This is a genomic window from Ruegeria sp. F5 (assembly GCF_056533845.1).
Map to the genome: position 1 here is coordinate 38,998 of NZ_JBQFOU010000023.1, position 24,230 is coordinate 63,227.

22 protein-coding genes and 1 tRNA gene are annotated in these 24,230 nt (G+C 59.4%); 12 read left to right on the forward strand and 11 right to left on the reverse strand.

Going from position 1 to position 24,230, the window contains the following annotated elements:
- The first annotated feature begins 372 nt into the window (after window positions 1–372).
- Together ACR0K1_RS22570 and ACR0K1_RS22575 are read left to right on the forward strand one after the other, a co-directional pair.
- Complete coding sequence (locus ACR0K1_RS22570; protein ID WP_480616412.1) at window positions 373–936, forward strand: TetR/AcrR family transcriptional regulator; 564 nt, start codon at window positions 373–375, stop codon at window positions 934–936.
- 130 nt (window positions 937–1,066) lie between these two features.
- Window positions 1,067–2,224, forward strand: a complete 1,158-nt coding sequence (locus ACR0K1_RS22575) for an acyl-CoA dehydrogenase family protein (RefSeq protein WP_480616410.1) — start codon at window positions 1,067–1,069, stop codon at window positions 2,222–2,224.
- A 74-nt stretch (window positions 2,225–2,298) separates the two neighbouring features.
- Here the strand turns inward: ACR0K1_RS22575 and ACR0K1_RS22580 are convergent, their stop codons facing one another.
- Window positions 2,299–3,186, reverse strand: coding sequence for a LysR substrate-binding domain-containing protein (locus ACR0K1_RS22580; RefSeq protein ID WP_480616408.1), 888 nt, complete (start codon window positions 3,184–3,186; stop codon window positions 2,299–2,301).
- A gap of 134 nt (window positions 3,187–3,320) precedes the next feature.
- On the opposite strand from ACR0K1_RS22580, the gene ACR0K1_RS22585 reads away from it, so the two are divergent.
- Window positions 3,321–5,513 (forward strand): dehydrogenase E1 component subunit alpha/beta, encoded by a 2,193-nt coding sequence (locus ACR0K1_RS22585; protein WP_480851934.1) that lies wholly within the window; start codon window positions 3,321–3,323, stop codon window positions 5,511–5,513.
- Entirely contained in the window at window positions 5,510–6,544 is a 1,035-nt protein-coding gene (locus tag ACR0K1_RS22590) for an ACP S-malonyltransferase (RefSeq protein WP_480851935.1), read from the forward strand. Before ACR0K1_RS22585 ends, ACR0K1_RS22590 begins: the two co-directional genes overlap by 4 nt.
- 4 nt (window positions 6,545–6,548) lie before the next feature.
- Here ACR0K1_RS22590 and ACR0K1_RS22595 read toward each other — a convergent pair whose 3' ends face one another.
- Window positions 6,549–7,253, reverse strand: a complete 705-nt coding sequence (locus ACR0K1_RS22595) for an SDR family oxidoreductase (protein WP_480851936.1) — start codon at window positions 7,251–7,253, stop codon at window positions 6,549–6,551.
- Between the two features lie 106 nt (window positions 7,254–7,359).
- Between ACR0K1_RS22595 and ACR0K1_RS22600 the strand changes: the two genes are divergently transcribed.
- From ACR0K1_RS22600 to ACR0K1_RS22625, 6 genes are all read left to right on the forward strand, one after another.
- Complete coding sequence (locus ACR0K1_RS22600) at window positions 7,360–8,211, forward strand: LysR substrate-binding domain-containing protein (protein WP_480851937.1); 852 nt, start codon at window positions 7,360–7,362, stop codon at window positions 8,209–8,211.
- Window positions 8,212–8,329: 118 nt separating this feature from the next.
- The gene (locus ACR0K1_RS22605; protein WP_480616398.1) at window positions 8,330–11,542 is read left to right on the forward strand and encodes a reductive dehalogenase; all 3,213 of its coding nucleotides are present in this window, start codon (window positions 8,330–8,332) and stop codon (window positions 11,540–11,542) included.
- 129 nt (window positions 11,543–11,671) lie between these two features.
- A complete protein-coding gene (locus ACR0K1_RS22610; protein WP_480616396.1) occupies window positions 11,672–12,538 on the forward strand; it encodes an FAD binding domain-containing protein in 867 nt (288 codons plus the stop codon).
- The gene (locus ACR0K1_RS22615; protein WP_480616394.1) at window positions 12,535–13,014 is read left to right on the forward strand and encodes a (2Fe-2S)-binding protein; all 480 of its coding nucleotides are present in this window, start codon (window positions 12,535–12,537) and stop codon (window positions 13,012–13,014) included. Before ACR0K1_RS22610 ends, ACR0K1_RS22615 begins: the two co-directional genes overlap by 4 nt.
- Window positions 13,014–15,269, forward strand: coding sequence for a xanthine dehydrogenase family protein molybdopterin-binding subunit (locus ACR0K1_RS22620; protein WP_480616392.1), 2,256 nt, complete (start codon window positions 13,014–13,016; stop codon window positions 15,267–15,269). Before ACR0K1_RS22615 ends, ACR0K1_RS22620 begins: the two co-directional genes overlap by 1 nt.
- Entirely contained in the window at window positions 15,262–15,507 is a 246-nt protein-coding gene (locus tag ACR0K1_RS22625; protein ID WP_480616390.1) for a MoaD/ThiS family protein, read from the forward strand. Before ACR0K1_RS22620 ends, ACR0K1_RS22625 begins: the two co-directional genes overlap by 8 nt.
- Here ACR0K1_RS22625 and ACR0K1_RS22630 read toward each other — a convergent pair.
- Window positions 15,504–16,205 (reverse strand): lysophospholipid acyltransferase family protein, encoded by a 702-nt coding sequence (locus ACR0K1_RS22630; protein ID WP_480616388.1) that lies wholly within the window; start codon window positions 16,203–16,205, stop codon window positions 15,504–15,506. The two genes, ACR0K1_RS22625 and ACR0K1_RS22630, sit on opposite strands and share 4 nt — an antisense overlap.
- 142 nt (window positions 16,206–16,347) lie before the next feature.
- Here ACR0K1_RS22630 and ACR0K1_RS22635 point away from each other — a divergent pair.
- Window positions 16,348–16,423: transfer RNA gene (locus ACR0K1_RS22635), tRNA-Trp, on the forward strand.
- Between the two features lie 402 nt (window positions 16,424–16,825).
- Here ACR0K1_RS22635 and ACR0K1_RS22640 read toward each other — a convergent pair.
- The 5 genes from ACR0K1_RS22640 to ACR0K1_RS22660 all read right to left on the reverse strand — a co-directional run bounded on the left by ACR0K1_RS22640 (window position 16,826) and on the right by ACR0K1_RS22660 (window position 20,013).
- On the reverse strand, window positions 16,826–17,656 hold the full coding sequence (locus ACR0K1_RS22640; protein ID WP_480851938.1) for a class I SAM-dependent methyltransferase: 831 nt from the start codon (window positions 17,654–17,656) through the stop codon (window positions 16,826–16,828).
- 365 nt (window positions 17,657–18,021) lie between these two features.
- Window positions 18,022–18,594 carry a hypothetical protein gene (locus ACR0K1_RS22645; protein ID WP_480851939.1) on the reverse strand — a complete coding sequence of 191 codons (573 nt, stop codon included), beginning with the start codon at window positions 18,592–18,594 and terminating at the stop codon, window positions 18,022–18,024.
- Between the two features lie 170 nt (window positions 18,595–18,764).
- Window positions 18,765–19,256 carry a hypothetical protein gene (locus tag ACR0K1_RS22650; RefSeq protein ID WP_480851940.1) on the reverse strand — a complete coding sequence of 164 codons (492 nt, stop codon included), beginning with the start codon at window positions 19,254–19,256 and terminating at the stop codon, window positions 18,765–18,767.
- 59 nt (window positions 19,257–19,315) lie between these two features.
- The gene (locus ACR0K1_RS22655) at window positions 19,316–19,753 is read right to left on the reverse strand and encodes a hypothetical protein (protein WP_480851941.1); all 438 of its coding nucleotides are present in this window, start codon (window positions 19,751–19,753) and stop codon (window positions 19,316–19,318) included.
- A complete protein-coding gene (locus ACR0K1_RS22660) occupies window positions 19,750–20,013 on the reverse strand; it encodes a hypothetical protein (RefSeq protein WP_480851942.1) in 264 nt (87 codons plus the stop codon). Before ACR0K1_RS22660 ends, ACR0K1_RS22655 begins: the two co-directional genes overlap by 4 nt.
- Before the next feature lie 601 nt (window positions 20,014–20,614).
- Here ACR0K1_RS22660 and ACR0K1_RS22665 point away from each other — a divergent pair.
- A complete protein-coding gene (locus ACR0K1_RS22665; protein WP_480851943.1) occupies window positions 20,615–20,863 on the forward strand; it encodes a hypothetical protein in 249 nt (82 codons plus the stop codon).
- 107 nt (window positions 20,864–20,970) lie between these two features.
- Here the strand turns inward: ACR0K1_RS22665 and ACR0K1_RS22670 are convergent, their stop codons facing one another.
- The 3 genes from ACR0K1_RS22670 to ACR0K1_RS22680 all read right to left on the reverse strand — a co-directional run bounded on the left by ACR0K1_RS22670 (window position 20,971) and on the right by ACR0K1_RS22680 (window position 24,123).
- Window positions 20,971–22,416, reverse strand: coding sequence for an arylsulfotransferase family protein (locus tag ACR0K1_RS22670; RefSeq protein WP_480851944.1), 1,446 nt, complete (start codon window positions 22,414–22,416; stop codon window positions 20,971–20,973).
- 168 nt (window positions 22,417–22,584) lie between these two features.
- On the reverse strand, window positions 22,585–22,920 hold the full coding sequence (locus ACR0K1_RS22675) for a hypothetical protein (RefSeq protein WP_480617522.1): 336 nt from the start codon (window positions 22,918–22,920) through the stop codon (window positions 22,585–22,587).
- 276 nt (window positions 22,921–23,196) lie between these two features.
- Window positions 23,197–24,123, reverse strand: a complete 927-nt coding sequence (locus tag ACR0K1_RS22680; protein WP_480851945.1) for a hypothetical protein — start codon at window positions 24,121–24,123, stop codon at window positions 23,197–23,199.
- Between the last annotated feature and the right edge of the window lie 107 nt (window positions 24,124–24,230).

The following is a 24,230-nucleotide window of genomic DNA, read 5'->3' on the forward strand; positions in this document are numbered from 1 at the left end:
CATGAGTGGTCCTTTCAGAGGCCCGGCGCTGGGCATCGCCTGTCGCCCTGACAAAGCAGGGCTGGGCGATCACCCTGCCGCGCTCAGATCAGCGCTGCGGCCAGAAGGGCGAGTGTCAGCAGGAAAGGCACGTATTGGGGCGAAAACGGGCTGGCGCGGCGTTGCATTTCTCGGCTCCTTTAGTGGACTGATCGGTAAACTTATCTCAGGGTGTACCGATCTGTCCGCCCAATCAATGAAAATGTGCAGCGGAACTGCCCAACACACGGGAAGGTGAGAATTGTTCCGAAGCGCGGCATGCAATTGTGGCAGTCAGATTGCATTCATGCACCGCAGGAATTATGTACCAATCAGTACACCTCGGAGGGGTTAATGCGTCCAAACAAACGGGATCAGCTGGTTCGGAAGGCTCTGGACGTGTTCTACCGGGACGGGTTTCACGCCACCGGCATGGACAAGCTTGTTGTGGAAACGGGTGTGTCCAAAACCTCAATGTACAAGCATTTCCGCACCAAAGAGGACCTGATCCTTGCAGTGTTGCGCCTGCGGGATGAAAGCTTTCGCGACTGGTTCCTGCAGCGCGTCGAAGAGATTGCCGACAGCCCGACAGACCAGTTGATCGCCGGATTCGACGTCATCCGCGAATGGTTCGAAGAAGACGGGTTTCGCGGCTGCATCTTTGTCAAGGCAGGCGCGGAATATCAGAACCCCGATCATCCCATCCACATTCAGGCGGCCGAGAATAAGCGCCTGGTGCTGGATTATTTCACGACCCTGGCCTGCAAAGCCGGCGCGCGCGAGCCTGAAAAGCTGGCCCGACAGGTGCAGTTGCTGCAGGAAGGGGCCATCGTGTCCGCGGTGATGCTGAAGAATTGCGAGTCCGCCACTGACGGGAAAGAGGCGGCAAGGGCGCTGATCACGGCGGCGCTCGACTGATCGGCAGCGGCTAACGCATTGATGACAAGAAACGTTGCGTAGCGCAGGGCGGGAACGCCGCGTCACCCGGATTGGCAGGGATCAAATCCGAAGATAGCTTTTCCGTAACAACAGTTTCGGAGAGCCCTTCATGTCGCTTTTTACCTCTACCGCCGCCTGGGTCACAGATGAACACCGGATGTTTGCCGAAATGGCAGGCCGGTTCATGGATGATGAGCTGACCCCCAATATCGAGCGCTGGGTCGACAATGGCGTCGTGGATCGCGATTTCTGGACCAAGGCAGGGGAAACCGGGCTTATGGCCGGGGCGATCCCCGAAGAATATGGCGGGGTCGGCGGCGGCATGGGGTTCGACTCGGTCACGATCTACGAACAGGCCGCGCGGGGGGATGCCGGGTGGGGCTATGGCATCCAGTCCATCGTGACCCATTACATCACTGCCTATGGCAGCGAGGATCAAAAGCGGAGCTGGCTGCCGAAACTGGCCTCGGGTCAGATGGTCGGGGCGCTGGCCATGACCGAACCCGGCACCGGATCGGACGTGCAGGCGGTGCGCACGACGGCGGACCGTGATGGCAATTCCTACCGGCTGAACGGGTCTAAGATTTTCATCACCAATGGCCAGACGGCGGATCTGATCATCGTGGCCGCGAAAACGGATAAGTCACTGGGCGCGAAAGGCGTATCCCTGATCGCTGTGGAGACCGAAGGCGCGGACGGGTTTCGCCGGGGGCGGAACCTCAAGAAGCTGGGGATGAAGGGCAACGACACGGCCGAGCTGTTCTTCGAGGACGTCAAAGTGCCGATGACCAACCTGCTGGGCCCCGAGGAAGGGCAGGGGTTCTACCAGTTGATGAAACAACTGCCGTGGGAGCGTCTGACCATCGGATTGATGGCGCTGGGCGCCATCGATTTCGCCATCGCCGAGACGGTCAAATACGTGCAGGAGCGCAAGGCCTTCGGGCAACGGGTCATGGATTTTCAGAACACCCGGTTCAAGCTGGCGGAATGCAAGACCAAGGCCGAGGTTCTGCGCAGCTTCGTCAACGATTGCATCGGCAAGCTTGAGGCGGGCGAACTGGACGCAGCCACCGCGTCGATGGTCAAATACTGGGGCTCGGACGTGCAGAACGAGATTGTGCATGAATGCCTGCAATTGTTTGGCGGCTATGGCTTCATGATGGAATACCCGATTGCCCGCCTTTACGCGGATGCGCGGGTGCAAATGATCTATGGCGGCACCAACGAAGTGATGAAGGAACTGATCGCGCGGTCGATTGACGTCTGAAACGGGCGCTCCCGCACCTGCCCGGCCCCCAGCCGTCCGCAAGACGCAAGGCCGAAGGCCGCGCAGTTTTCGCACTATGAGGACAGCTGTTCTTCCAGCCAGACCCGAAACGATTTCAGCGGTTCCGTCTCTGCCCGCCCGGTCGGCCAGACGAGGTAATAGTCGCCCAGACTGACCTCTGGCCCATCGCAGGCCGGCACAAGCCGACCGTTCTGCAGGTCTTCGGCCACCAGATACCCGGGCAGCAACCCCACACCCAGCCCATGAATGGTGGCCTGGATCATGGTCGAGAACTGGTCGAACATCATGCCGCGCTGCCCGCTGGCCGGGTGTCCTTGGGCGGCGAACCACCGGTCCCAGCCATCCGGGCGCGTTTCGAGATGCAGCAGAGGGGCCTGTGTCAGCCACTCGATGCCTGAGGGCTGGTCCGGCAAAAGTTCCGGCGCGCAGACCGGAAGCACCTCTTCCTGCATGATCTTCATGTAGTTCACGCCGCTCCAGTTCTTCTGGCCGAAATGGATCGCGGCGTCGAAGGGCTCGGTGTCAAAGTCGAACGGCTTCAGGCGCGTGTTCAGAATGACGGTCACTTCCGGGTGGCGGCGAGCGAAATCCTGCAGCCTCGGCGCCAGCCAATGCATCCCGAAGGCCGGTAGGATCGACAGATGCAGGGACCCGCCGGTGGGGTTCGCCTTCAGCTTCAGCGAGGCCTGCGCCAGTTGCTGCAGTGCCGCGCGCGCCGTCTGGACATAATCCTTGGCCGCAGGGGTCAGCTGCAGCCGCATCTGCGTGCGCTGGATAAGATCGACGCCCAGCTGTTCCTCCATCGCCTTCAACTGACGGCTGATCGCGCTTTGCGTCAGCGACAGTTCCTCGGCGGCGGCCGAGGCGCTGCCGAGCCTGTCCACCGCTTCGAGCGCCAGCAGGGACGATATGGATGGCAGAAAACGGCGGGGCGCGATCATATGACATTTCCTCATACCTTTGCTTCTGATTATCACTGGCTTTTTCCCTGCGCCAGCGGGATACAGGGGGTGTTTGGTGCAGGGATGCGCCCACATATCGGGCATGCCCCACCCCGTTTGAAAAAGGCCAGACTATGGACCGCGCCCAGATCGTTCATGAAAACTTCCTGTCTCGTGTGGCAAACCGCGACTTTCCGGACGGGCGGCCGCCATGTGAGGGCCTGAGGGATACGGATGCCGTGTCCCTGTTCCGGTCGCAGGTTCTGAGCCGGGCGCTGGACCGCACAAGCCGGGCGATGCAAAAGGCGGGGCAGGGGTTCTACACCATCGGATCGTCGGGGCACGAAGGCATGGCCGCCGTCGCCCATGCCCTGCGCCCGACCGATATCGCCTTTCTGCATTACCGCGACGCCGCGTTTCAGATCGCGCGGGCCGAGCAGGTGCCGGGCCAGCAGATCGCCTGGGATATGCTGCTGAGCTTCGCCTGTTCCAGCGAGGACCCGACTTCGGGCGGGCGGCATAAGGTGCTGGGGTCGAAAGCGCTGAATATTCCGCCGCAAACCTCGACCATCGCCAGCCATCTGCCCAAGGCCGTCGGGGCCGCTTATTCGCTGGGGGCTGCGCGCAGGCATGATCCCGAACATCGGGAACTGCCCTTGGACGGGATCGCCATGTGCTCGTTCGGGGATGCCTCGGCCAACCACTCGACCGCGCAGGGGGCGATCAACACGGCGGGTTGGACCAGCGTGCAGTCCACGCCTTTGCCGCTGTTGTTCGTGTGCGAGGATAACGGCATCGGCATTTCGGTCAAAACGCCCACGGGTTGGATTCAGGCCTCGATGGAGCATCGTCCGGGGATCAAGTATTTTCAGGCCAACGGGCTGGATATCTATGAGACATACGCTGTGGCGCAAGAGGCGGCCGATTATGTCCGCACGCGCCGCAAACCGGCCTTTCTGCATCTGAAAACCGTGCGTCTTTATGGGCATGCCGGGGCGGATGTGCCCACAACCTATCTGAGCAAGGCCGAACTCGAAGCCGATGAGGCCAACGATCCGCTGCTGCATTCGGTCCGTTTGCTGGATCACGCCGGGGCGTTGCCCCCGGATGCGGCGCTGAGGATCTATCAGGACACCTGCGCCCGCACCGACCGCATCGCTGCCGAGGCCGCGACCCGCCCGCATCTGGCAAACGCGGCAGAGGTGATGGCCAGCCTGATCCCGCCCAGGCGCGCCTGCAAGCCGACAAACGGGCCGACCGCCGACGCCCGCGCCACCGCTTTCGGTGGTGACATGCGGGCCATGCAGGACCCGCAGCCCCTGAGCCGCCTGATCAACTGGGCGCTGACCGATCTGATGTTAGAGCATGGTGAAATCGTCTGTATGGGCGAAGACGTGGGCCGCAAAGGGGGCGTCTATGGCGTGACCCAGAAACTGCAGCAGCGTTTTGGCCCGGACCGGGTGATCGACACTTTGCTGGATGAACAGTCCATTCTGGGGTTGGCCATCGGCATGGGCCATAATGGATTTGTGCCGATCCCGGAAATCCAGTTCCTCGCCTATCTGCACAATGCCGAAGATCAGATCAGGGGTGAGGCGGCGACGCTGCCGTTTTTCTCGAACGGCCAATTCACCAATCCGATGGTGCTGCGGATCGCGGGCCTTGGGTATCAAAAAGGCTTTGGCGGGCATTTTCACAATGACAACTCGCTGGCAGTTCTGCGCGACATTCCGGGGGTGATCATTGCCTGCCCCTCGACCGGTGCGGATGCGGCGCAGATGCTGCGCGAATGCGTGCGGCTGGCGCGGGAAGAACAGCGGGTGGTGGTGTTTCTGGAGCCCATCGCGCTCTATCCCATGCGCGATCTGCATCAGGCGCAGGATGGGGGGTGGATGACGACCTATCCCTCTCCGGACCAGCGGATCGCGTTGGGTGAGGTCGGGGTGCATGGCGATGGCGACGATCTGGCCGTCGTGACCTATGGCAACGGCCATTATCTGTCGCACCAGGCACTGCCCGAGCTGCAGGCGGCAGGCATCAAGACCCGCATCATCGATTTGCGCTGGCTGGCACCGCTGCCGGCCCAAGCGCTGCTTGAGGCGACGCACGGCTGCAAACATGTGCTGATCGTCGACGAATGCCGCCGCACCGGCAGCCAGTCCGAAGCGCTGATGACTTTCTTCGACGAAGAAAGTCCCGCCACCCCGACTGCCCGCGTGGTGGCTGAGGACTGTTTCATCCCAACCGGGCCTGCCTATGCCGCGCCTTTGCCCTCGAAAGACGGTATCGTCGCTGCCGCATTGCAACTAACCGGAGCCAGCACATGACCCGTACCGCCGTCGTGATTTGCCCCGGTCGGGGCACCTATAACAAGCCCGAACTGGGCTATCTGCATTGGCACCACGCGGACCAATTGCCGATGTTCCGCGCCTTCGACGCCATTCGGGAAGAAACCGGGCAAGAACCCGTGACGGCGCTGGATGCCGCAGATCGCCATTCGGTCGGGAAATACTCGCGCGGCGATGTCGCCTCACCCCTGATTTATGCCGCATCGCTGGCCGATGCGCAGGCGCTGGCCGAGGATATCGAGGTGGTCGCCGTCACCGGGAACTCGATGGGCTGGTACATCGCGCTGGCCGTGGCCGGGGCGTTGAGTGCGGAAAACGGGTTCCGGGTTGTGAATACGATGGGAACCCTGATGCAGCAGCATCTGATCGGCGGCCAACTGGTCTATCCCTTTACCGACGACACCTGGGTCAACGATCCCGGTCGGAAACAGGCACTGATACAGGACGTTGCGCGCATCGACGCGACCGAGGGGCAGGATCTGGCCCTGTCGATCGATTTGGGCGGCATGCTGGTTCTGGCCGGAAACGATGCCGGGCTGGCCGCGTTCGAGGCGTCTCAGCCCGTGGTTCAGGACCGTTTTCCCATGCGCCTGCCCAACCACGCCGCGTTCCACACCCGGCTGCAGGCCCCCGTGGCGGCGGAAGGCCGGGCGCAACTGGCGGCGGGTCTGTTCGGACAGCCCCGCCATCCGATGATCGACGGGCGGGGCAAAATCTGGTGGCCGGACGCAACCGACACGGATGCGCTGTGGGATTACACGCTGGGCCATCAGGTGACGGAGCCCTATGATTTCACCCGCGCCGTGCAAACGGCGGCGCGCGAGTTTGCGCCGGACCTTTTCATCGTGACCGGTCCGGGCGCGACCCTTGGCGGGGCAGTTGCGCAGTCGCTGGTTCTGGCCCAGTGGCGCGGCATGACGGACAAGGCCGCGTTTGCAGCGCAGCAGGAGACCGCGCCCCTGCTGGTCGCCATGGGCCGCGACGACCAAAGGGCGCTTGTGACCGGATAGCCGGTCAGACCGCGCGGGTGATGCCGCCGTCCACCCGAATGTTCTGCCCGGTGATGTAGCCGCCGCCGTCCGAGGCCAGCAGGGAAATGACCGAGGCGATCTCGTCATAACTTCTTCCATAGCGACCCATCGGGATGCGCAACCGGAATTCCTCTTTCTCGGGCAGGCTGTCGATGAAGCCGGGCAGCACGTTGTTCATGCGGATGTTGTCGCCCGCGTATTTGTCCGAGAACAGCTTGGTAAAGGCGGCCAGTCCTGCGCGGAACACACCGGATGTGGGGAAAACCGGGTCCGGTTCGAAGGCGGCGAAGGTCGAGATGTTGATGATGGCCCCGCCACCTTGCGCCTGCATGATCGGCGTGACCAGCCGGGTCGGGCGGACGGCGTTCAGGAAATAGACATCCATGCCGGTGTGCCAGTCGTCGTCGCTCAGTTCCAGAACCGGGGCGCGGGGGCCGTGCCCGGCGGAATTGACCAGCACATCGATCCGCCCCCAATGGGCCATTGCCGCATCCACCAGCCTTTGCAGATCACCGTTCGACTGGTTCGATCCGGTGATGCCAACGCCGCCCAGTTCGCGGGCCAGTGCCTCACCCTTTCCGGATGAGGACAATATCCCCACCTTGAACCCGTCTGCCGCCAGCCGCCGGGCCGCATCCGCGCCCATCCCGCTGCCACCCGCCGTTATCAGCGCCACCTTGTCTGCCATCTTTCCAATCTCCGTTTCCAGTCTGCGGACAACATGGCGCCAGAGCCGGAATTTGACCAATCAGTTCTTCTGCCCTTATGCTGTAGAAAATCTACTGAGTAGCGCCATGCCCGCCCTTCCCCCGCTCAACGCCCTGCGCGCTTTCGAGGCGTCCGCCCGGCACCTGAATTTCCGCCTTGCTGCCGAGGAGCTGGGTGTAACCCAAGGCGCCGTCGCCCAGCAGGTGCGCGGGCTTGAGGCGCGATTGGGCGCACCGCTGTTCGACCGCCTGCCGCGCGGGTTGCGCCTGACCGAGGCAGGGCGGCGCTTTCATGCCCCGCTGCGCCGCGCCTTTCGCCTGATCGAAGGGGCTGTCGGAGAGTTCTCGGGCCTGCGCCAGATAGTGATTTCCGTCACCCCGAGCTTTGCCTCGAAATGGCTGGTCCCGCGCTTGCACGAATTCACCACCCGGCACCCCGATATTGAAGTGCGTGTGGACGCGCGCGAAGCGCTGGCGGATTTCAACCGGGACGGGGTCGACATCGCCGTACGTCAAAGCCGCAGGCCTATTGCGGCAGGTTTGCAGGCCCAGCCGCTGTTCTCGACCGAGTTCATGGTGGTTTGCGCGCCTGATCTGGCGGCGCAGGTCTCGGGCCCTGCTGACCTGATGCCGCATGTGTTGCTCAGCGACTCTCATGGGCTTTGGCCTTTGTTTCTTGAACATGCAGGGGTGACGGGCAAGCCGCGCATGATGACGTTCAACCAGACCGGACTGGCGATTGATGCCGCTGTTTCGGGGCAAGGCTTTGCGCTGGCCAATGCTGCCCTCGTGGCGTCGGAACTGGAGAGCGGGCGGTTGGTCAGGCCGTTCGATCAGGTTCTGGTCGATGATCTGGGCTTTTACGTGGTCGCGCCTAGGAAACCTCGCCATCCCGAACTTGTCGGGAAGATGCGGGACTGGCTGCTATCCCAGGCCTGAAGGCGGCACAAAATCAGTAATTAACTGAAATCACTGCACGACGGTCCCGTCGCGTTTTTTGTGAATGGATTTGCTCAGCACGGCAGGTTAGGGGATTAGGAAGGACAGGAGGCGCAGGATGGGGATCCGCTTTTTCTCGGACAAGAACCGCCCGGTTCATATGGGGCCATACCCGTTGGAACGTTTGGCGCGGCAGGATCATCTGCCTGATCTGTCCGGCGTGCCCGCGATGCCGGTGCTCAGCTTTCACAGGCCCGACCGACCCGAAAGCATCGTGAACGCGATGGGAGAGTTTCAGGCCATGCTGGACACGATCCGGGACGGGCTCGTGAACCCTGTGGCGTCCGAGATTCCGTCTGACCCGCAAGAGCGCGCCAACCATCTGAAAGCGTTCGGCTATTTCAACGACGCCTCGATGATGGGCTGCGGCCCCCTGCCGCCCGAGGCTCTGCTGGATCAGCCGCGCCGCAACCCCGATATCGACCGGCTGGCCCATGCCCTGCGTACGCGGCAGACCAAAACGCTGGCCTCGGGCATCGACCTGATCATGGCCGATCTGAAGGATAGTATGGAGGCGACACCCGGACCGCTGGATGCGCATCGCCATGCCATTGTCTTCCTCTATGAACACAACCGCGATCCCGATCCGGATGAACCCGGCGCGGAGTGGATTTTGGATGCGCAGGACCACCGGGCCTGTCTGCTGGCCTCGGAAAACGCTGTGGTGATTGCCAATTACATCCGCCTGCTGGGCTTTGATGCGCGGGCGCATACGGCCATGTCCTCGGATGTTGATCTGGGCAAACTCGCCGTGGCGGCGGGGTTGGCCTCGGTCGAAATAGGCCAGCTTGTCGCGCCGTGGCTGGGATCGCGGTTTGGGCTGGCGGCCGTCACCACTGAGATGCCGATTGCCCATGACGGGCCGCTGCAGCCACTGGCGCAGCAGCCGTGGTTTCGGACACAAGGCCCGGCGTGGTGGCTTGGGGCGGGGTTCGCCAAGAACGCGCTGAACCGCGATCCTTATGCGAAACGGCGCTATGTGGACGGGGCGCATCCGTTTGAAACCCTCAATCGCGTGGAGGATCCGACCACCTATATCGACGAAGAAAATGTCGCCCGGGTGCCCAAACGGGCCGACATGTTCGCGCGGGCGCAGTTTGGCGATATGGGCAAGAACCTGCAGGATGCGGCGAAGGGCGGGCATTACGTCCGCAAATCCGCCCCGAGTTTCGCGCAACGGCGCGCGTTGGGGGCGTTTGTGCTGCTGCAGGATGGGGAAATCGCGGATGTCGCCAAACCCACTGATGCAGCCCGCAACGCCGCCAATATCAAGGCAGCGACGTATTTTCTTGGGGTCGATGCGGTGGGCCTGAGCCGCTGTCCAGACTGGGCGTGGTATTCCCATGATGCGACGGGCGAGGAGATCATTCCGCCCCACGATCAGGCCGTCAGCATGATCATTGATCAGGGCTACGAGACGATGGAGGGTGCCAGCGGCGACGACTGGATCAGCGTCGCCCAGTCGATGCGCGCCTATCTGCGGTTTTCCCTGCTGGGCGGTGTGATCGCGCAGCAGATCCGCAACCTCGGCTACAAGGCCAAGGCGCACACGGTGATGGATGGCGAGGTGCTGCAGCCGCCGCTGTTGCTGCTGTCGGGGCTGGGCGAGGTCAGCCGGATCGGCGAGGTCATCCTGAACCCCTATCTGGGCCCGCGCCTGAAGTCGGGCGTGGTGACAACCGATATGCCGATGGCGCATGACAAGCCCATCGATTTCGGCCTGCAGCGCTTTTGCGAGGCCTGTAACAAATGCGCCCGCGAATGCCCCTCGGGCGCGATCACCGCCGGGCCGAAGCTGATGTTCAACGGCTATGAAATCTGGAAATCCGACAGCCAGAAATGCGCCACCTACCGGGTGACCACGCCCGGCGGCGCGATGTGCGGGCGGTGCATGAAAACCTGCCCGTGGAATCTGGAGGGGATCTTCAAGGAACGCCCCTTCCGCTGGGCCGCGATGAACATACCCTCGGCGGCCCCTGCACTGGCCAAGCTGGACGATGCGGTGGGCAATGGCGGGCTGAACGACACCAAGAAATGGTGGTGGGATATCGAGTTGCAGGCGGACGGGGCCTATCGCCCTTCGGAACACGCGCTGAACCGGCGCGACCTGCAAACCGATCTGGACCTGAAATACGAGGATCAGACGCTGGCCGTCTATCCCGCCCCGCTTGCGCCGCACCCCTGGCCTTATCCCTTTGCGATGGACCGCGAAGCCGGGATCGCCGCCTATGAGGCGATGGTAACGGCGGATGACTACAAGGCCCGCAAGGCGGCGGGCGACATGTCCGTCATTCACCGCTACCAGATCGCGGGAGACGCGCCGGTGATGCGGGTGGAACTGACCAGCGTCGACAAGATGACCGCGGATGTCAGCAAGTACGAATTCTCGACGCTGGATGGCGCGCCGCTGCCGGAATGGACTGCGGGCGCGCATCTGGACGTGCTGGTCGCGCCTGAGTTCCTGCGGCAATATTCGATGTCTGGCGACCCGTCCGACCGCGCCACCTATCAAATTGGCGTGCTGCGCGAGGATGAAGGGCGCGGAGGCTCGGCCCTGCTGCATCGCATCTTCAGCGAAGGGCGCAAGGTGTTCATCTCGAAACCGATCAATCTTTTCGAACTGGATGAGACCGCGACCAAGACCTTCCTGATGGGCGGCGGCATCGGGATCACGCCGATGATCGCTTTTGCGCACCGGTTGCACGCTTTGGGCAAACCGTTTGCACTGCACTACTCCGCCAGCTCCCGCGCAGGGGCCGGGTATCTGGATGATCTCGCCGCGATGCCGTGGGCGGACCATGTGCATTATCATTTCTCGGACGAAGGCACGCGGGCCGATCTGGATGCGATCCTTTCGGGCTATCAGGATGGCTGGCACGTCTACACCTGCGGACCCGACCGCTATATGGACGGCGTCATACAGGCGGCGGAACAGCAGGGATTCCCGGAAGAGGCGCGGCATCTGGAGTATTTCTCGGTCCCCGAACAGCCCGACTACGTAAACCATCCCTTTACCCTGAGACTGGCGAAATCGGGCCGCGACCTGACCGTCCCCGCCGACAAGGACGCCGCGCAGGTGCTGAACGAAGCAGGCATTCACGTGGATGTGAAATGCTCGGACGGGATCTGCGGCGTGTGCAAATGCGGCGTGATCTCGGGCGAGATCGAGCACCGCGATTTCGTGCTGTCCAACAAACAACGCGAGAGCGCTATCATCCTGTGCCAAAGCCGGGCCGCGCAACCGGGCGGTGTGGTCGAGATCGATCTGTGATGCAAAGTCTGGAAACGACATTTTGAATCGCAAAAATTGGTCGTTCCAGCCATGGACGCCGCCTGCATGCTGCACTAACGTCCCCTGCGAACCCCAATAAACCCTGATCAACAGGTGCGAGGTATTTTCATGGAGTATCACAGCCCCGCCAGCTTTGCCGAGGCGTCGGCACTGGCTGCAAACGCAACGGGCATCACCCGGTTTCTGGCCGGTGGAACGGATGTGCTGGTGCAGTTGCGCTCGGATCTGGTGACGCCCGATACGCTGATCGACATCAAGAAGATCGACGGCGTCAGCGACATCACCCGCAATGCCGATGGCAGCTGGACGCTGGGCGTTGCCGCCACCGGTGCCGAGATGAGCGAACACGCTGAATTGGGCCGCGAGTGGCCCGGTGTGGTCGAGGCGATGGACCTGATCGGTTCGACTCAGGTACAGGGTCGCGCGACGTTGACCGGCAACCTGTGCAACGGCTCTCCGGCGGCGGATTCGGTGCCTGCGATGGTTGCAGCTGGTGTGACCGTCACCGTGACCGGCCCGGATGGCGACCGCGAGGTGGCCGTCGAAGATATTCCAACCGGGCCGGGCAAGACCTCGCTGGCCAAGGGCGAAGTGATTTCGGCGGTCAACATCCCTGCGCGCGGCGACAATGCGGGCGACGCCTATCTGCGCTTCATTCCGCGTACCGAGATGGACATCGCCGTGGTCGGCGTCGGCGTCAGCCTGCGGCTGGACGGGGATACGGTCACCGAGGCGCGCGTCTCGTTGGGGGCCGTCGCCCCGACCGTGCTGCTGGTCGAAGACTGCGCCAAAGCCATCATCGGCAGCACGCTGGACGATGCCGCGCTGGAGGCGCTGGCGACAGCGGCCTCGGCCGCCTGTAACCCGATCGACGACAAGCGCGGCACCATCGCGTTCCGCACCGAGGTCGCTGGCGTTCTGGTCAAGCGCGCCGCCAAAATCGCCTATGCCCGCGCGAAGGGAGAACACGTATGAGCAAGTTCCACGTATCCACCACCGTCAACGGGGACGCGGTCGAATACCTGTGCGACCCGCGCGAAACCCTGCTGGACTGTCTGCGCGACAAGCTGAACCTGACCGGCGCGAAAGAGGGCTGCGGCACCGGCGATTGCGGCGCGTGCTCGGTCACCGTTGATGGCCGTCTGGTCTGCTCCTGCCTGATGCTGGGGGTCGAGGCGGATGGCAAGACCATCGAGACCGTCGAGGGAATCGCGGACGGTGACATTCTGCATCCGCTGCAGAAAAAGTTCATCGAACATGCCGCCCTTCAATGCGGCATCTGCACGCCGGGCATTCTGGTGGCCGCAAAGTCGCTGCTGGAGAAGAACCCCAACCCGACCGAGGAAGAAACCCGGTACTGGCTGGCAGGCAATCTGTGCCGCTGCACCGGTTATGACAAGATCATTCGCGCCGTGATGGAAACGGCGGAAGACCTGCGGGAGGCTTCGTAATGGCACTGGACGACCGTAAATCGGAATTCACTTTTGTCGGCACCCGCCCGAACCGCCCTGACGGTTTGGACAAGGTCACAGGCCGCGCCAAGTTCGGCGCTGATATGTCAGCCCCCGGCATGCTGCACGGCGCAATTCTGCGCTCGCCCCATGCCCACGCCCGGATCGTCAGGATCGACGCGTCCCGGGCCGAGGCGATGAAGGACGTCAAAGCCGTGGTGACACGCGCGGATTTCGCCGATGTCCCGTTCAAGCCCGGTCTGGAGGGCGAGTTTTACAACGTTCTGGAAAACGTCATGGCGGGCGAAAAGGCCCTCTATGATGGCCACGCGGTGGCGGCTGTGGCGGCCACGTCGGCGCTGGCAGCGCGCGATGCGCTCAAGCTGATCGAAGTGGAATACGAGGTCCTGCCCCATGTCACCGACGTGGACAAGGCGATGGCTCCGGATGCCCCCGTGATCCGCGAAGGCGCTGCGGACTATTCCGTGCCCGAAGGAATGCACCCAAACGTCGTGCGCTACCACGAAAGCGGCCACGGCGATGTCGAGGCCGGGTTTGCCGAGGCCGATCTGGTCATGGAAGACAGCTTTGTCACTGAGGCGACCCATCAGGGTTACATCGAACCGCATGCCTGTCTGGCGATGCTGGGAAATGACGGCAAGGGAGAGCTCTGGTGCACCACCCAGGGCCATTGGATTGCGCAGAAAACCTGTGCGGCCCTGCTGGGCATCGAAACCTCGCAGCTGCGCGTCACCGCATCCGAGATTGGTGGCGGTTTCGGGGGCAAGACGACCGTTTTCATCGAACCCGTCGCACTGGCGCTGAGCCGCAAGGCCAATCGTCCGGTCAAGCTGGTGATGTCGCGGTCCGAGGTGTTCCGGGCCACGGGCCCAACCGCCTCGGCCTCGATGGACATCAAGATCGGCATGAAAAAGGACGGCACGATCACCGCCGCGCGGGGCGAATTCCGCCTGCAGGGCGGGGCGTTCCCCGGGGCTCCGGGCGACATGACGGCGATGTGCGCTTTTGCGGCGTACAACCTGACCAACGTCAAGCAGATCGGCTATGACGTCATGGCCAACCGTCCCAAGCAAGCCGCCTATCGCGCGCCGGGCGCGCCGATGGGGGCCTTTGCGGTCGAGTCGGTGATTGACGAGATGTGCAAGAAGCTGGGGCTTGATCCCATTGACGTGCGCCTAAAAAACGCGGCGCACGAAGGCACCAGGGCCAGTTACGGCCCGCGCTACGAACGCATCGGTCTGGTCGAAACGTTGGAAGCTGCCAAGGCGCACCCGCATTACTCGGCCCCGCTGAAACCGGGGCAGGGGCGCGGGATCGCCTGCGGGTTCTGGTTCAACCACGGCGGCGAAACCTCGGTGACGCTGGCGCTGTCCGAGGATGGCTCGGCGCAGGTGATGGTCGGCACGCCCGACATTGGCGGCTCACGCGCGTCAATGGCGCTGATGGCGGCCGAGGTGCTGGGCATTCCCTACGAGAACATCCGCGTGACCATCGCCGACACCGCCTCGCTGGGTTATAACGATGTCAGCCACGGCTCGCGCGTGACCTATGCCAGCGGTCTTGCCACCATCAAGGCGGCGCGTCACGCGGTTGAGAAGCTGTGCGAACGGGCGGCGGCCAGTTGGGGCATCCCGGTCGATGCGGTGAAATGGGAAAACGGCTGCGCGGTGCCCTCGGGGCCGAATGCGGGCGACTTTGATCCCCGTCCGCTGGCCGATATCACCGCCCATATGGGCGCGACCGGCGGCCCGATCTCGGGCCATTTCGAAGCCACTCCGGAAGGCGCGGGCGTATCCTTTGGCACCCATATCGTCGATGCCGAGGTCGACCCGGAAACCGGCAAGACCAGCATCACCCGCTATACGGTCATTCAGGACGCCGGCAAGGCGATCCACCCGACCTATGTGGAAGGCCAGTATCAGGGCGGCGCCGCGCAGGGCATCGGCTGGGCGCTGAACGAGGAATATATCTATGGCGAGGATGGCCGTCTGCAGAACTCGATCTTTCTCGACTACCGCATCCCGGTGGCCAGCGACTTGCCGATGATCGACACAGTGATCGTCGAAGTTCCCAACCCCGGCCACCCGTTTGGTGTGCGCGGCGTGGGCGAAACGGGCATCGTGCCGCCGCTTGCCGCCATCGCCAACGCGGTCTCGCATGCGGCGGGCGTGCGGATGAAGGAACTGCCAATGTCGCCGCCGCGCATTCTGGCGGCGCTCAAGGATAATGGTTGAGGTCCACCTCTGGTCCGGTCTCCGGTCTTTGACCGGGGGCCAGCAGGTGGTGGAGGTTGAGGCCAAGACCACCGGCGAACTGCTGCGCGCCCTCGTGCGTGCGCATCCGCAATTGCAAGGGCCGATTGATGCGGGCGTGTCCGTCGCTATCGACGGGCGCGTCATCGCCACGGGCTTGACCGAACCGATCCCCGAAGGCAGTGAAGTCTATCTGATGCAGCGCTTGCGGGGCGGTTAACGGGGCGACCACGGCGCGCGCCCGACCATACGGTCGGCCTCGGCCGTGATATCGTTCATGTGGTGCTCAAGGCTTTGGCGCAGCGCCTCGATTTCCTCTTCACTGGCCTTGCGCGGTACGGTTTCGGTCCACTCGCAGCACAGGAACACACCCTCATTCCGCCAGGGTCGCGGCATCAGCAGGCGGTCCCAGGTGCCCGCTTCGCGCCCATGCCTGGCCGAAAAGGTGATCCCGAACACCCGCTTGCCCGAGGTTCGCGCCCAGACCAAAGGCACGGTCGACAGCACCCGTTCCGGCCCGCGCGGCCCGTCGGCGGCGATGCCGATGGAAATACCCTGTTTCATCTTCCCCAGCACCTGCCGCGACAGGGCCACGTGGCGGGTTTTGCTGGCCATGGCGATGGTATCCATGCCGAACAGCTTCTGCACGCGCCCCACCATGCTGCCCGCCCGTGCCGAGGAGGTGATCGAACAGATACGCCCCCTGTCCAGCGGGAAGAAATACGGGGATTGCGCCAACCTTTGGTGCCACAGAACGACAATCACCGGCTCACCTTGTTCGACCAGCCGATCCAGTTCCTCATACCCGATGCGTTGCCAGCGGGTATTGCGGTTGACCATCCGGATGTAGCTGGCAATCCGCCGCGCGGTCCAGTTCAGGACGGCTTCGCTGTCTGCAATCTTTTTGCGTATGCTCACCCGAGGTTCCTTGTGATGACAGAAACTTGTCTTAACCGACTGCGCGCCATGCGCAACTTGTTTGTCCCCGGAGCCGCCGCACAGGAATTTAAAAAAGCCTCTTGAGTCCGCCGCGCCGCTGGCATATCTGGGGGCTCACCACAGGGGTATAGCTCAGTTGGTAGAGCGACGGTCTCCAAAACCGTAGGTCGCGGGTTCGAACCCTGCTGCCCCTGCCATTAAAATCAATGACTTAAACAACAATGACGCTCCCAGTGCCCTAAATTTTGTGCGTTTTTTTGTGCGTTTTTCTGAAAAAGTGTGTGAATCGGGCCGAAACTCATGGACTTGGCGTCGGACTCCTGGCTCTGCCCAGCACCAAGGGTGTGCCATTGCTTTAACTGCAACAACGGCCCAAACGCGAAGGCTCTAGCTTCACCGAATTCAAACGACGCCTCAAATCTAACGATCCCGTTTGCATTAGCTGCAGGTGCGAAACAACCGACACCGCCATATGGTTTGTAGGTCAGCGAAAACGGGTGACGAAACTACCGGCTCAAATCTGGTCTGCGAGTTAAGCCAAGGTCGGCTCAGCGGACAAAGCGGTCACAGCGCGATACAAAGATAGGATTGGGTTCGCTCTAGGTGGGCTTTCGGCAGATAATCTGAACTGGATGCGTCCTTCGCTCCTCAATATTGCGCGCGGCGTTTCTGACAATCTGCGGGGCCAATTTCCCGAGTAAGATGTGGACACCGAAAGTTGGCGCTTCGCCTTTCTCAGTAAGTTCAATGGCTCGCAGATATCCTTGGAGATACTTTTCGCCGGTATCGGTGACTTGTACGTCCGCGAAACCTAGTCCCTTTAGCATTTCGACAGTTTCTGCGGGTCGCATTAGATAAGCCCCGCTTCCGTCTTCTGACCAAGGCACAGGATGATGCGGATCACCGACCTCACCCAATCCGTGTTCGGTCAACGCGAAGAAAGCTCCCGGCTTGAGAACGCGGTACGCTTCGCCGAAAAAAGTGGCGCGATCCGGAACATTCATCGTGACGTGTTGAGCATACCCACCATCAAATGTTTCGTCTGCATAGGGCAATTTTTGCCCGGCGCCGTGTACGATCTTCACGTCTTCTTGCATACCAACAAGCTGGGATAGCTTATTTCCCGCGTCAACGAAGGGTGCGGTGATATCAAGGCCTGCAACCTTGCATCCGAAGCGTTTGGCAAGATATCTTGCTGGTCCACCAATCCCACAGCCGATGTCGACCAGATACTGGTCTGCCTCGATTGGAAGAGTGTCCGCCAACTCAACAGTGGCCGGAAATCCACGTGCGTGAAAGTGATCGACGGGCGCTAACTGTTCGATAGTCACGGTCTCTGGATCGATACCGGCGGTTCGCATGGCGTCCATTACTTTGGCGAATACGTCGCCTTTTCCCCAATGATCCGAAATCGAACGTGCATCTGTCATGAGTTTTCTCTCCCGCTACACGTCTAAGCGATAGCATGAAAAACTGCTTACAAGTAGGAGTGCGACCGCGCGTGACTTTCGCTTTGGGCTCATCGTTGCCATTCTCGGCGGTCTGCATAACTGGCTGGTCGCAATTCAAAGCGGGCTCTCAGAATTGAGCTTCGCAATTCAAGCTTTGCGGACAAAGCTGATATTGGGTGTTTGCGGCCAAAAGTTGGTTGAACCAGAGGACAGCCTCTCATCAGGGTCTACGAGTTGCATCCGCCATCTGGTTCATCTCCGCTAGTCCGAACATCAATTGATTTTTTTTGCGGTGCAGTGTTCTCAAAGTTGACGGAAATGCGCTGCTAGCGGCAGTACACATACTATTTTGCAACTCGAATGTTCAGCAGAGTTTTGCTAAGGCGTCTTTGTACGGTGCTAACTGAACTTTGAGCCCCGCGCAGCGCATTTTCATGTGCCGGTTGTCCTGTTTCGTGGTAGAGAACCGCAGCCTTGTCAAGCTCGCCCTCCGCAACCATGTCTGCAATCCGCGGTGCCAACGCGACAAGAACACCCAAGTTCGCCATAGTTGCTTTGGCACTCTTCAACTCGTCCTCGGTTGCGACTTTGCTTTTCATAATACTGCTATTCGCCCTAGCAATCTCTAACTGTACATCTTCAGAAGTACTGCGGATCATATAAGCGTTCGAGCTACTGCCATCAGCGGCATTGTTAAATTCTATTACGTCCCAACCGCCACGCTCTGCTTCGACTGCATAGACAAGGAAGTAGTTCATTTGGCTTGTCATCCGTTCCAGCGTCTGGAAATCAGTCAGCAATCGCAGTTCTGCGGAAGCTTTTGCGGCCAGTTCCTTGACGGACTCCTGCGCGTTAGATGGAAGAACCGAAGCATTGAAAAAAAGGCCTATTGCTGTCGCCACGGCAAGAAAACGCATGATCAATCCTCTTGAAGCCTAAAGCTGAACAATGGCGACGTTTCGACCACTTGGCAAATGCGCATGCCGATGGGGCGCGACCAAACGATTGTCCGCTTTGGGCTCAAACCGGACATTGCCAAAGAGAAAGACCACCCGGCTCAAGGAGTGTGCTCTGGCTGGAATTACTCTTATCCCTGCGCCACGACCAACGGCGGCTCTTTCGGAAACGACCGAATATCAAACCACTTGAAGCACGTCCCATCCGCGTTGCACTTGTCACCCATCAACAGGTGTGCGCCCGTCGTTCTATGCCTTATCAGTGCAGCTCTGAACGCTCGTAGGTCGATCAACCACCAGCTATCTATTACCTGCCCGTCAGGCCCTGCGTGGCCGTAGAACATCCAGTCTCCGTGGCCATTCACTATCTTGGACAACTCCGTCTCGGCTCCGGTAGGCAGTTTGGCTCTGATGGTGAACTGATGCGGGTATCTGATGGCGTAGCCGTGACGCCGGACCCTGGCCGCTATGCGCATGTCCTTGGCATCCAGCATCAACAGGTCAGTGGCTTGGAAATGGTCCAGCGGGTCTGGTGCGGCCTGCAGGATGTGGCCGCCGATGATGCGCTTTATCTCAGGCAGGAATTGATCCGACCAGTGCCGGTTGACGGTGTAATAACTCATATCAAATCTCAAACATGAAAACGGGCGCAGTGAATGCCGCGCCCGAAAGTGAAGTCGGATCAAGCTGCCTTGGTTTCCTCGCGGTATTCTTTGATGCATTTTTCGAGGGTTTCCATTGCCTGATCCAAAGGCACATTGTTCTCCACGTATGAATGGAGGGCGAATTCAAACATTCCCACTTCTGCTTCGTCGAGCCGGGCGATATTTGGCTCTATTTTGTTGCGCCCCTTTTGCACTTCACGGAATCTCGCCGCCATTCCTTTTGGGTCTCCACACACCAGCCAGTCGATGGAAACACCTTCTTCCTTGCACCAACGAAGAAACACATCGTCGATTAGGATGTCGCCGTCTTCGTCATAGCGCAGGCCTGGTTCAGGCAGGTCAAACCATCGGCCAAAGGCGGTCACGCGCTGCTGGCAGGTCATAAAGTCTGAAAAGTCAGCAACAATGAAGTGTGGGTTTGCGTCGAAGTCATTAGTCTTCGTCTCGGCGTTCATTGCACTTCTCCTTTTTCAAGTGGTTCGAAGATGGGCTCCATGTCGAGGATGTCGGATGCAAGCTGCCCAATCACTTCAAGCAACTCGCCGTATCCCCTCATTGTCAGGTCGATGTTCATTGCGCTGTCGGAGGCGGCAACACCGGTACGAGCAAGCGCCAATATCTTGAGCGCCTTGTCATGGGTGTCGGTCTGCGTGGGAACGTCAAAGATTGGTCCAGACGTACCTTCTCCGTTCGCGCTGGCGCGTTGTTCTGGCATTGCTGTTTCCTCCTAAAATAAAGCCAAATAGCAGCATCGCTGCTCAAGCGTTGTGCCACGGTTCTTGTGCTGATAGCATATAAGTAGTAAGCACAGCACATGCTGTCAACACTCAAAAAGTGCTATCAGCACATATCGAGGCAGTAATGACGCCAGTACAGTTCAAAATGGCAAAATCCGCACTTGGCCTGAGCAACCCAGACTTAGCCGAAATGACAGGGCTGCATCGAAACACCTTGAACAAAGTGGACAAGGGGGAGGGTAAAGCCTCCACCGTTCAACTTCTGCGGCTTACACTAGAGGCCCAGGGAGTTCAGTTCGTGGGCGAAGGCGACACGGCCAATGGGGTTGGGGTGGTTTTGGTGGCGAAGTCTGGGGGATAGCTTTGGGAGAGCACTCCCCGAAATCTCCAACAACAATATACTTTGATATTCCGCTTGGAGCCCAGTTTGGATGCCCTGTGAACCGCTTCACTGACTTGCTTCCGGGTATCAGCCACCCTGTCTGTGTTAACGATTTAGCGTTCATGTTGAGTTTCGAACGTAAGATTTCACCCGGTCCCAATTTTCTATTCGGGCCTATCAGTGAAAGGTAACAAATTATGTCTGATGATGAATTTATTTTCGACAAAATCGATGACGTGGATTCAGAATATGTTGGAGAAAACTTGTACATCTCATCTACAGGCGTGGAGATGTGGGACGTAGACACCGGCTACGCGTCAGAGGTCGCGGATAGCGAAGCAAAATTTCAGACCCTGCGCTCAACCGCCTTTGGCATCGAAGACTTGCCCAGCAACCTGCCAGCAGAGTACGAATTCACTGGGTTCATGGAGGATTTATTCTTCTAAAGTGCTGCTTGAAGACGCAGTTTCGACAGCATAGCCCTGCTAATCCCGCTATAGCCGATAAACGGCCATGCGCCATTGAGGACGTTCCCGGCAAAGGGCTGGCTCACTCAATTGACCAGCGGCTTTAGTACCCCGACAGGCGCAGGCGCACCCAGTACAGTGGCCGCAAATTCACGAGACACATAATCCGCGCCTCTGGTTTCCATCAAAGCGAATTTGTGGTCAGAGGTTTCGCCGATGCGGCGATGGAAGGCTGCGAGACTGGTCTGATTGAGGTATTCCCACACCGGTCTGCCTTCACTCAAATCAACCTCCAGAACCTGACCGGTTTGGGATACCGATACGAGAGCACGCTGGTTGTCCTCGCTCAGTCTTACAACGCCCTGCTCCTCGGAAAAAATGGCGTGTTCGGCGTCACCCGCCACTGGAAAAAGCGATGTCCCAAGCCCAGACACCGGGTCTACTTCTATTATGCGGGAGCCACCCTGAGACGCGAGCCCGCCAAGATTATCGAACAAAACAAATGTACCGCGTTCAGTGACGACTGGTGAATGCTGAGCGACCATGGGACCCTTGATGACGCGGTGAACAACATCGTCATACCGGTCTACGATAATCAGTGAACTCGACGACCGTAGTGACATGGCGATGTCACCTGCCTCGGCCCCCTCGATCTTCGCGGCGGTTGCTTCGTTTAACTCAACAAGTCCATTGATGTGATAAGGATCACAGCCATCACGCACCGAATACGCCAACCCCATCAGTCCGTTTTTTGCAAAAAGGTCTTCGAAACGGACCGCACGTAATCTTTCCCCACCCCGGTTTACGATTTGGAATCCTTCCTCGTAAACGGCTCCGATTTCTGAGCAGTTGGTGTAAATCCGGGTCGAGCCGATAAGTTTCTTTACAGGCCGCTCAATCTGCGCCCAGGGCAACAATGCGTCGCTGTTGTTCGCAATATGCGGCCAGTGATGTCCATGATTGATAGAGGACCAGAGAATATTGCTGTCCCGATCAATTCGCATCGAACCAATGTGATAGGGGAACATGTTTTTGGCCTGAAACGTGACAACAAGGTCGCCGTTGTTGTCCAGGTCCACGCCTAACACGTTCACATTGTCTCTTCCGGGTTGACCGCTGAAGCCGTCAAATTCTTGCCCTTCAAATAGCTCGGCTCTTGGCACGCTCCAAGTGTGGTACACGTTGCCTTCCCGGTCCATGATCCAGGCAATGCACCCAAGCTCTGGGCAAAGCTCGGGCTGTTCCTCAAAGCCGCCAGTGATTAACAGCAAATCGTCATAATCCCTGGGATCGACAAGCCAGGTTGTCAGGTCTTCCCGTGGAACAGAAACATCTTCTACTTTTCCATAGATGGTTTCTTTGGCTTCAAGTTTTCGCCAGGCGTCGAACCCGGCTTTGGCCTGTTGCAAAATGGGGATTGGGAACCACTCAAACTTGTAGCTGACCACACCACAGATATATGCGCCGCTCAGAATCGAAAGACCGAACAAAACCGCGGAAAAATTTTCCGTCAAAAACCGTACCAACTTCATTTGCGTTACCCATCGCGAACTCAACGCCGCGATTAGAGCTCATATCGGGTGTACTCACGCGTAACGGGTCGTTCATCGCCGGTTCACTAAAAATCAATGAAATTTCGCGAGTTTTCTGCTCGGTTCCGCCGTGTTGCGACATTCTTCCTTGCAGTAAAGAGCTTGGTTTCACGCAATTCGCATCATCAAAACCATAGCTAGACAGGCGCAACCAATGCCTGCGACCTCACGAAATCCGATTACCTCGTCAAAGAACGCCCACCCCAGACCGCACAAGACAATCAGCGATAGCATCGAGTAAGCCACCGCTGCTTGTCCCAGAGTCACGTGACGCATCGCGAAATACCAAAGGATGGCTGAACAGGCGTAAAGCAAGATGCCCGCAATCATAGGCGGCGATGTAATCGCCCTTGCGCCATCTGCGGCGACCTTTATGAGTAGGTCACCTGCGATGACTACAGCTGCAGTAAATAGAGAAAACAGAATACCGTAAAAAACGCTCATAATAGCTCCAATTGAAAAAGCAGCGCGAAATACATGCGCTCACAATATCATGGTCCGCTAGGAGCAAGATTCTGTCAAATGCACCAGTTTCGGTGCCATCATGATTGCCATTTGACCAGTCTCACTGACCAGAAATTCGAAATCAATGATGCTGAGGAAAATACCGAGACAACGTTCAATATGGGTTTAGAGCGCTAAGGTTTTGTTGTTCTCCTCGAATTTGGAGCACTCATGATAGGGGAGCACCTTACTCGAATCCGTTTAGACACGGTCTCATCAATGCAACAGCATCAACCATCGCTCAGCGGCTTGAACTACCGCTTCGATTTTCTCAGGGTTCAAAGCTAAGTAGCCACCGCCAATGGCGGGGATGCCCCACTTTATCGTGGTATCAACTGCTAAGTCTGCTTTGTTTGCCGCCCATTGAAAACCGGCACTTAGAAAGCCGCGCAGGGTTTTTAGAACGTCTTGAATGACGGATTTAATCGGATTTACTGCTTCAAGTTCCTGCCTCAACTCCTGCAAAGGTGCCCAGGCGGTAAGCAGCTCATCAACTACATTTGTGTGTGAAGGAACTATGGCTTCGGGTGGGTAATTGCCTCCAATTCCATGCCGAGAATTCGAAGCCGCCTGCAACTCAGCCTCAGCTTCGTCGATTGCGCAAGTCAGGTTGCCACGCTGCATTAATTCTTCAATTTTGACAGAGATTTGAGATGGGCCGTGCAACCAATATTCTTCTGGTATTAGAGCGATTTGACTTTGGAGCTGCCAGTTTATCGGATTTCCAGTCAAATAGCCTTCATACCAATCATTCCAAAACCCCCATCTCTTAGGATCTGCAGCAAAGAACTCCCCTAACACTCGCAGTCTTTGTGAGTTTTGGGTTTGAGAAATTTCCGAAAACAACGGTTCCTCAAATACCGCCTCAGCGTTGGTAACCATCCGTAAGAGGGATAGGTCATTCAGATAAAACTGATTGGCACTTTCTGAGACACGATAATAAGCCCGGATCGCATCTGCCGCTGCATCCGCCACATCTTTCTTCGCGTCGACACGGCCTTGATAATGAGAGGCGGCACGCGCCGCGCCATTTGCGGCAGCCAAACAATGTTGCTCTTCAGATTCAAGCTGATCCTCTGTTCTGGACATTCCTGCCAAAGAAAGTGCCGCAGTACGGGCAGCGAAGCGTGCATCAGACGACACACTTAGCATCGCTGGGGCATGCATAATTGCTCCACGGCAAACGGCCAGAAGGCTAGCGTCTCGGTTTCCAGACCCTTTCCGAAGTGCGTGTGGCAGAGCACGCAGCG

Bases quoted from the DNA above. Each gene is read 5' to 3' on its own strand.
- ACR0K1_RS22575 (WP_480616410.1), top strand. From the start codon at position 1,067: ATGTCGCTTTTTACCTCTACCGCCGCCTGGGTCACAGATGAACACCGG.
- ACR0K1_RS22645 (WP_480851939.1), bottom strand. From the start codon at position 18,594: ATGCGTTTTCTTGCCGTGGCGACAGCAATAGGCCTTTTTTTCAATGCT.
- ACR0K1_RS22610 (WP_480616396.1), top strand. From the start codon at position 11,672: ATGGAGTATCACAGCCCCGCCAGCTTTGCCGAGGCGTCGGCACTGGCT.
- ACR0K1_RS22650 (WP_480851940.1), bottom strand. From the start codon at position 19,256: ATGAGTTATTACACCGTCAACCGGCACTGGTCGGATCAATTCCTGCCT.
- ACR0K1_RS22590 (WP_480851935.1), top strand. From the start codon at position 5,510: ATGACCCGTACCGCCGTCGTGATTTGCCCCGGTCGGGGCACCTATAAC.
- ACR0K1_RS22670 (WP_480851944.1), bottom strand. From the start codon at position 22,416: ATGAAGTTGGTACGGTTTTTGACGGAAAATTTTTCCGCGGTTTTGTTC.
- ACR0K1_RS22620 (WP_480616392.1), top strand. From the start codon at position 13,014: ATGGCACTGGACGACCGTAAATCGGAATTCACTTTTGTCGGCACCCGC.
- ACR0K1_RS22665 (WP_480851943.1), top strand. From the start codon at position 20,615: ATGTCTGATGATGAATTTATTTTCGACAAAATCGATGACGTGGATTCA.
- ACR0K1_RS22585 (WP_480851934.1), top strand. From the start codon at position 3,321: ATGGACCGCGCCCAGATCGTTCATGAAAACTTCCTGTCTCGTGTGGCA.
- ACR0K1_RS22640 (WP_480851938.1), bottom strand. From the start codon at position 17,656: ATGACAGATGCACGTTCGATTTCGGATCATTGGGGAAAAGGCGACGTA.
- ACR0K1_RS22655 (WP_480851941.1), bottom strand. From the start codon at position 19,753: ATGAACGCCGAGACGAAGACTAATGACTTCGACGCAAACCCACACTTC.
- ACR0K1_RS22600 (WP_480851937.1), top strand. From the start codon at position 7,360: ATGCCCGCCCTTCCCCCGCTCAACGCCCTGCGCGCTTTCGAGGCGTCC.
- ACR0K1_RS22660 (WP_480851942.1), bottom strand. From the start codon at position 20,013: ATGCCAGAACAACGCGCCAGCGCGAACGGAGAAGGTACGTCTGGACCA.
- ACR0K1_RS22625 (WP_480616390.1), top strand. From the start codon at position 15,262: ATGGTTGAGGTCCACCTCTGGTCCGGTCTCCGGTCTTTGACCGGGGGC.
- ACR0K1_RS22580 (WP_480616408.1), bottom strand. From the start codon at position 3,186: ATGATCGCGCCCCGCCGTTTTCTGCCATCCATATCGTCCCTGCTGGCG.
- ACR0K1_RS22675 (WP_480617522.1), bottom strand. From the start codon at position 22,920: ATGAGCGTTTTTTACGGTATTCTGTTTTCTCTATTTACTGCAGCTGTA.
- ACR0K1_RS22615 (WP_480616394.1), top strand. From the start codon at position 12,535: ATGAGCAAGTTCCACGTATCCACCACCGTCAACGGGGACGCGGTCGAA.
- ACR0K1_RS22595 (WP_480851936.1), bottom strand. From the start codon at position 7,253: ATGGCAGACAAGGTGGCGCTGATAACGGCGGGTGGCAGCGGGATGGGC.
- ACR0K1_RS22570 (WP_480616412.1), top strand. From the start codon at position 373: ATGCGTCCAAACAAACGGGATCAGCTGGTTCGGAAGGCTCTGGACGTG.
- ACR0K1_RS22605 (WP_480616398.1), top strand. From the start codon at position 8,330: ATGGGGATCCGCTTTTTCTCGGACAAGAACCGCCCGGTTCATATGGGG.